At 64.5% G+C, this 383-nt stretch carries 1 protein-coding gene and 1 pseudogene; both read left to right on the top strand.

Going from position 1 to position 383, the window contains the following annotated elements; genetic code table 11:
• Positions 1-152: pseudogene (locus tag NR193_RS33385) on the top strand (DNA-binding protein); the annotation flags it as partial.
• A 17-nt stretch (positions 153-169) separates the two neighbouring features.
• Positions 170-383 (top strand): replication initiator protein A (locus NR193_RS33380; RefSeq protein WP_256754902.1); only part of this gene is annotated, 214 nt, incomplete at its 3' end.

The following is a 383-nucleotide window of genomic DNA, read 5'->3' as shown; positions in this document are numbered from 1 at the left end:
TCGGCGGCCGTGTCGTCTATGCCGTCGACGATCTTCAGGCTTGGGCCGAACGCGGTGCCGTCACCTCTACATCCGACCCGCGTGGATCGGTCCTGCCGGCCAAGCGTCACACATCGATGCCGCCGGCGCACGGCGGACGATACGCACGCTGACCGCGCGCGGATTTCAAATGGTGGCGCGAAACCAATCCCTTTCGGAGCGCGGGCAACTCGACCTGTTCCGGGCGCTGCCTGGCGACTTCGCTCCACGAGACGCGCAGGATCTCATGGCCTATCCGTTCTTCTCCCTTTCCAAGACCCATCGCGTCACCCCGATCGATTTTGCCGCGGGCAACGTCACGATCCGGGTCGAAGCCGTACCCGATCATGGCATGGCGACCATCT

The organism is Mesorhizobium sp. Mes31, assembly GCF_024519675.1.
Classification (GTDB): domain Bacteria; phylum Pseudomonadota; class Alphaproteobacteria; order Rhizobiales; family Rhizobiaceae; genus Mesorhizobium.
Note: the sequence above shows the minus strand (reverse complement) of the source record. Positions and strands in the feature narration are given on the sequence as shown.